This is a genomic window from Luteimonas qiangzhengi, from assembly GCF_039548515.1.
In the GTDB taxonomy this organism is placed as follows: Bacteria; Pseudomonadota; Gammaproteobacteria; order Xanthomonadales; family Xanthomonadaceae; genus Luteimonas.
Genome location: NZ_JBCLVE010000022.1, coordinates 1 through 5,476 on the forward strand (window position 1 = coordinate 1; position 5,476 = coordinate 5,476).

A 5,476-nucleotide genomic window follows, 5' to 3' on the forward strand; every position below is an offset into this window, starting at 1 on the left:
GAGGTGTTGACAGAAACCAAATCCGCGCTATCATGTGCGGCTCCCCTCGAGAACTTGCGAGGGGTTGGGATCCAGGCGCTGAGGCCTGTTCCCGGGTTCTTTGACAGTGTGCGCAGGTGACTTGTGCGGGCGTCTGGCAGGTGGGTGACCATCCACAAAATGCAGACGTTTGTCGCAAGAGCAACAAAGATTCAAATGCATGCAAATGCAAGCGAGTAATTGGGGCTCAGGTAACGACGACTGCACTCAAGACTTAAGGGCTTCGGCCCTGCAAGACTTAAGTGAAGAGTTTGATCCTGGCTCAGAGTGAACGCTGGCGGCAGGCCTAACACATGCAAGTCGAACGGCAGCACAGGAGAGCTTGCTCTCTGGGTGGCGAGTGGCGGACGGGTGAGGAATACATCGGAATCTGCCTATTTGTGGGGGATAACCTCGGGAAACCGGGACTAATACCGCATACGACCTACGGGTGAAAGCGGAGGACCTTCGGGCTTCGCGCAGATAGATGAGCCGATGTCGGATTAGCTAGTTGGTGGGGTAAAGGCCCACCAAGGCGACGATCCGTAGCTGGTCTGAGAGGATGATCAGCCACACTGGGACTGAGACACGGCCCAGACTCCTACGGGAGGCAGCAGTGGGGAATATTGGACAATGGGCGAAAGCCTGATCCAGCCATGCCGCGTGGGTGAAGAAGGCCTTCGGGTTGTAAAGCCCTTTTGTTGGGAAAGAAAGACGTCCGGTTAATACCCGGATGGAATGACGGTACCCAAAGAATAAGCACCGGCTAACTTCGTGCCAGCAGCCGCGGTAATACGAAGGGTGCAAGCGTTACTCGGAATTACTGGGCGTAAAGGGTGCGTAGGTGGTTCGTTAAGTCTGATGTGAAAGCCCTGGGCTCAACCTGGGAATTGCATTGGATACTGGCGGGCTAGAGTGCGGTAGAGGGTAGTGGAATTCCCGGTGTAGCAGTGAAATGCGTAGATATCGGGAGGAACATCCGTGGCGAAGGCGACTACCTGGACCAGCACTGACACTGAGGCACGAAAGCGTGGGGAGCAAACAGGATTAGATACCCTGGTAGTCCACGCCCTAAACGATGCGAACTGGATGTTGGGGACAATTGAGTCTTCAGTATCGAAGCTAACGCGTTAAGTTCGCCGCCTGGGGAGTACGGTCGCAAGACTGAAACTCAAAGGAATTGACGGGGGCCCGCACAAGCGGTGGAGTATGTGGTTTAATTCGATGCAACGCGAAGAACCTTACCTGGCCTTGACATGTCCGGAACCTCCGAGAGATTGGAGGGTGCCTTCGGGAACCGGAACACAGGTGCTGCATGGCTGTCGTCAGCTCGTGTCGTGAGATGTTGGGTTAAGTCCCGCAACGAGCGCAACCCTTGTCCTTAGTTGCCAGCACGTAATGGTGGGAACTTTAAGGAGACTGCCGGTGACAAACCGGAGGAAGGTGGGGATGACGTCAAGTCATCATGGCCCTTACGGCCAGGGCTACACACGTACTACAATGGGAAGGACAGAGGGCTGCAAACTCGCGAGAGCTAGCCAATCCCAGAAACCTTCTCCCAGTCCGGATCGGAGTCTGCAACTCGACTCCGTGAAGTCGGAATCGCTAGTAATCGCAGATCAGAATTGCTGCGGTGAATACGTTCCCGGGCCTTGTACACACCGCCCGTCACACCATGGGAGTGGGTTGCACCAGAAGTAGCTAGTCTAACCTTCGGGAGGACGGTTACCACGGTGTGATTCATGACTAGGGTGAAGTCGTAACAAGGTAGCCGTATCGGAAGGTGCGGCTGGATCACCTCCTTTAGAGACCGGACGGCATTCTGCCTGTCCAGGCGTCCGCACAAGTGACCTGCATCCAGTAGTATCCGGTAAGCCGCGCAAGCGGTAGCCGTGGGAGCGTCCCCTATGGGGCCATAGCTCAGCTGGGAGAGCACCTGCTTTGCAAGCAGGGGGTCGTCGGTTCGATCCCGACTGGCTCCACCACGCTTTACCCGTGAGTCCGAAGTTTTTCGGGTCTGTAGCTCAGGTGGTTAGAGCGCACCCCTGATAAGGGTGAGGTCGGTGGTTCGAGTCCTCCCAGACCCACCATCGGAATACTGGATGATCTGCGCACACTATAAGAATTGACTGCGACGGCGTTGAGGCCGGCGCGTGATCTTTGAAAATGGGATGTAGCGAGCGTTTGAGACGAACTTGTCCAGACGTGTCGTTTGAGGCTAAGGCGGGAATCCTAGAGATTCCTAATTTGAGTCGTTGCATATTCGCGTCGGTGGCTTGTAATCACCGGCAGAAGTTAACTCCGAGGCGACTTGGGGTTATATGGTCAAGCGAATAAGCGCACACGGTGGATGCCTTGGCGGTCAGAGGCGATGAAGGACGTGGCAGCCTGCGAAAAGTGTCGGGGAGCTGGCAACAAGCTTTGATCCGGCAATGTCCGAATGGGGAAACCCACTCCGCAAGGAGTATTGCATGGTGAATACATAGCCATGCAAGGCGAACCCGGGGAACTGAAATATCTAAGTACCCGGAGGAAAAGAAATCAACAGAGATTCCCTGAGTAGCGACGAGCGAACGGGGAACAGCCCAAAAGTCGATTTGGTTTTAGCAAAACAACCTGGAAAGGTTGGCCATAGAAGGTGACAGCCCTGTATGCGAAAGGGCCATATCGATGAATGTGAGTAGGGCGGGGCACGTGAAACCCTGTCTGAACATGGGGGGACCATCCTCCAAGGCTAAATACTCCTGACCGACCGATAGTGAACCAGTACCGTGAGGGAAAGGCGAAAAGAACCCCGGTGAGGGGAGTGAAATAGACCCTGAAACCGTGTGCGTACAAGCAGTAGGAGCTCCTTCGTGGAGTGACTGCGTACCTTTTGTATTATGGGTCAGCGACTTACTGTTCGTGGCAAGCTTAACCGTTTAGGGGAGGCGAAGGGAAACCGAGTCTGATAAGGGCGCATAGTCGCGGGCAGTAGACCCGAAACCGGGTGATCTAGTCATGCCCAGGGTGAAGGTTGAGTAACATCAACTGGAGGCCCGAACCCACTACTGTTGCAAAAGTAGGGGATGAGGTGTGATTAGGAGTGAAAAGCTAATCGAACCCGGAGATAGCTGGTTCTCCTCGAAAGCTATTTAGGTAGCGCCTCATGTGAATCCTCTCGGGGGTAGAGCACTGTTATGGCTAGGGGGTCATCGCGACTTACCAAACCATGGCAAACTCCGAATACCGAGAAGGACTGCGTGGGAGACACACGGCGGGTGCTAACGTCCGTCGTGGAAAGGGAAACAACCCAGATCCACAGCTAAGGTCCCCAATTCAGTGCTGAGTGGGAAACGATGTGGAAAGGCATAGACAGCCAGGAGGTTGGCTTAGAAGCAGCCACCCTTTAAAGAAAGCGTAATAGCTCACTGGTCGAGTCGGTCTGCGCGGAAGATTTAACGGGGCTAAGTACTGAACCGAAGCTTGGAGTGCACAGCAATGTGCGCGGTAGAGGAGCGTTCCGTAAGCCGCTGAAGGTGGATTGAGAAGTCTGCTGGAGGTATCGGAAGTGCGAATGCTGACATGAGTAACGATAATGCGGGTGAAAAACCCGCACGCCGAAAGTCTAAGGTTTCCTTGCGCAACGTTAATCGGCGCAGGGTGAGTCGGCCCCTAAGGCGAGGCAGAAATGCGTAGTCGATGGGAAGCTGGTTAATATTCCAGCACCTCGCGTAAGTGCGATGGGGGGACGGAGAAGGGTAGGTGTACCGGGCGTTGGTTGTCCCGGGGAAAGGCAGTAGGTTTGGGACTTAGGCAAATCCGGGTCCCTTTAAGACCGAGCACCGAGACGAGTCCATTAGGACGAAGTCACTGATCCCACGCTTCCAGGAAAATCCTCTAAGCTTCAGCTTACGCAGACCGTACCGTAAACCGACACAGGTAGACAGGATGAGAATTCTCAGGCGCTTGAGAGAACTCGGGTGAAGGAACTAGGCAACATAGCACCGTAACTTCGGGAGAAGGTGCGCCCTTGATGGTGGCTCATGCGAGCTATAGCTGTCGGGGGCCGCAGTGACCAGGCCGCTGCGACTGTTTATCAAAAACACAGGACTCTGCAAACACGTAAGTGGACGTATAGGGTCTGACGCCTGCCCGGTGCCGGAAGGTTAATTGATGGGGTCAGCCGCAAGGCGAAGCTCTTGATCGAAGCCCCGGTAAACGGCGGCCGTAACTATAACGGTCCTAAGGTAGCGAAATTCCTTGTCGGGTAAGTTCCGACCTGCACGAATGGCGTAACGATGGCGGCGCTGTCTCCACCCGAGACTCAGTGAAATTGAAATCGCTGTGAAGATGCAGCGTTCCCGTGGCAAGACGGAAAGACCCCGTGAACCTTTACTATAGCTTTACACTGAACGTTGAGTTCGTCTGTGTAGGATAGGTGGGAGGCTTTGAAACCATGGCGCTAGCTGTGGTGGAGCCAACCTTGAAATACCACCCTGTCGTGCTTGACGTTCTAACCTGGGCCCGTAATCCGGGTCGGGGACCGTGTATGGTGGGTAGTTTGACTGGGGCGGTCTCCTCCTAAAGAGTAACGGAGGAGCACGAAGGTACGCTCAGCGCGGTCGGACATCGCGCACTGTGTGCAAAGGCATAAGCGTGCTTGACTGCGAGATCGACGGATCAAGCAGGTACGAAAGTAGGTCTTAGTGATCCGGTGGTTCTGTATGGAAGGGCCATCGCTCAACGGATAAAAGGTACTCCGGGGATAACAGGCTGATACCGCCCAAGAGTTCATATCGACGGCGGTGTTTGGCACCTCGATGTCGGCTCATCACATCCTGGGGCTGTAGTCGGTCCCAAGGGTATGGCTGTTCGCCATTTAAAGTGGTACGCGAGCTGGGTTCAGAACGTCGTGAGACAGTTCGGTCCCTATCTGCCATGGGCGTTGGAGATTTGAGAGGGGCTGCTCCTAGTACGAGAGGACCGGAGTGGACGAACCTCTGGTGTTCCGGTTGTCACGCCAGTGGCACTGCCGGGTAGCTACGTTCGGAAGCGATAACCGCTGAAAGCATCTAAGCGGGAAGCGTGCCTCAAGATGAGATCTCCCGGGAGCTTGACTCCCCTGAAGGAACCATCAAGACCAGGTGGTTGATAGGCTGGGTGTGTAAGTGCAGCAATGTATTTAGCTAACCAGTACTAATGATCCGTGTGGCTTGACCATATAACCTCAAGTAGCCTTGGACTCGACGACACGTCTGAGTTCGTTTCGGCTCGCTACATCCCCCCTCTGAGAGCGTGAGCGCGATCGATCCCATGGAATTATTCCGTCGGATCAACCCGCGACCCTCCACCCTCTCCCTGGTGACAATAGCTGCGTGGAACCACCCGATCCCATTCCGAACTCGGAAGTGAAACACGCACGCGCCGATGGTAGTGTGCATCTAGCATGCGAGAGTAGGTCATCGCCAGGGTTTTT

The 5,476-nt window shown here is 54.9% G+C and carries 2 tRNA genes and 3 rRNA genes; all 5 read left to right on the plus strand.

The annotated features are described in order from the left end of the window. Window positions 1-278: 278 nt before the first annotated feature. The 5 genes from WCE59_RS13690 to rrf all read left to right on the plus strand — a co-directional run bounded on the left by WCE59_RS13690 (window position 279) and on the right by rrf (window position 5,471). Window positions 279-1,823, plus strand: a 16S ribosomal RNA gene (locus WCE59_RS13690). Between the two features lie 104 nt (window positions 1,824-1,927). Continuing rightward, window positions 1,928-2,003 (plus strand) — tRNA-Ala (locus WCE59_RS13695). A gap of 28 nt (window positions 2,004-2,031) precedes the next feature. Beyond that, window positions 2,032-2,108 (plus strand) — tRNA-Ile (locus tag WCE59_RS13700). 233 nt (window positions 2,109-2,341) lie between these two features. Continuing rightward, window positions 2,342-5,221, plus strand: a 23S ribosomal RNA gene (locus tag WCE59_RS13705). 136 nt (window positions 5,222-5,357) lie between these two features. Continuing rightward, window positions 5,358-5,471, plus strand: a 5S ribosomal RNA gene (gene rrf / locus WCE59_RS13710). The 16S, 23S and 5S rRNA genes sit together here with 2 tRNA genes alongside, the layout of an rRNA operon. The last annotated feature ends 5 nt before the right edge of the window (window positions 5,472-5,476 follow it).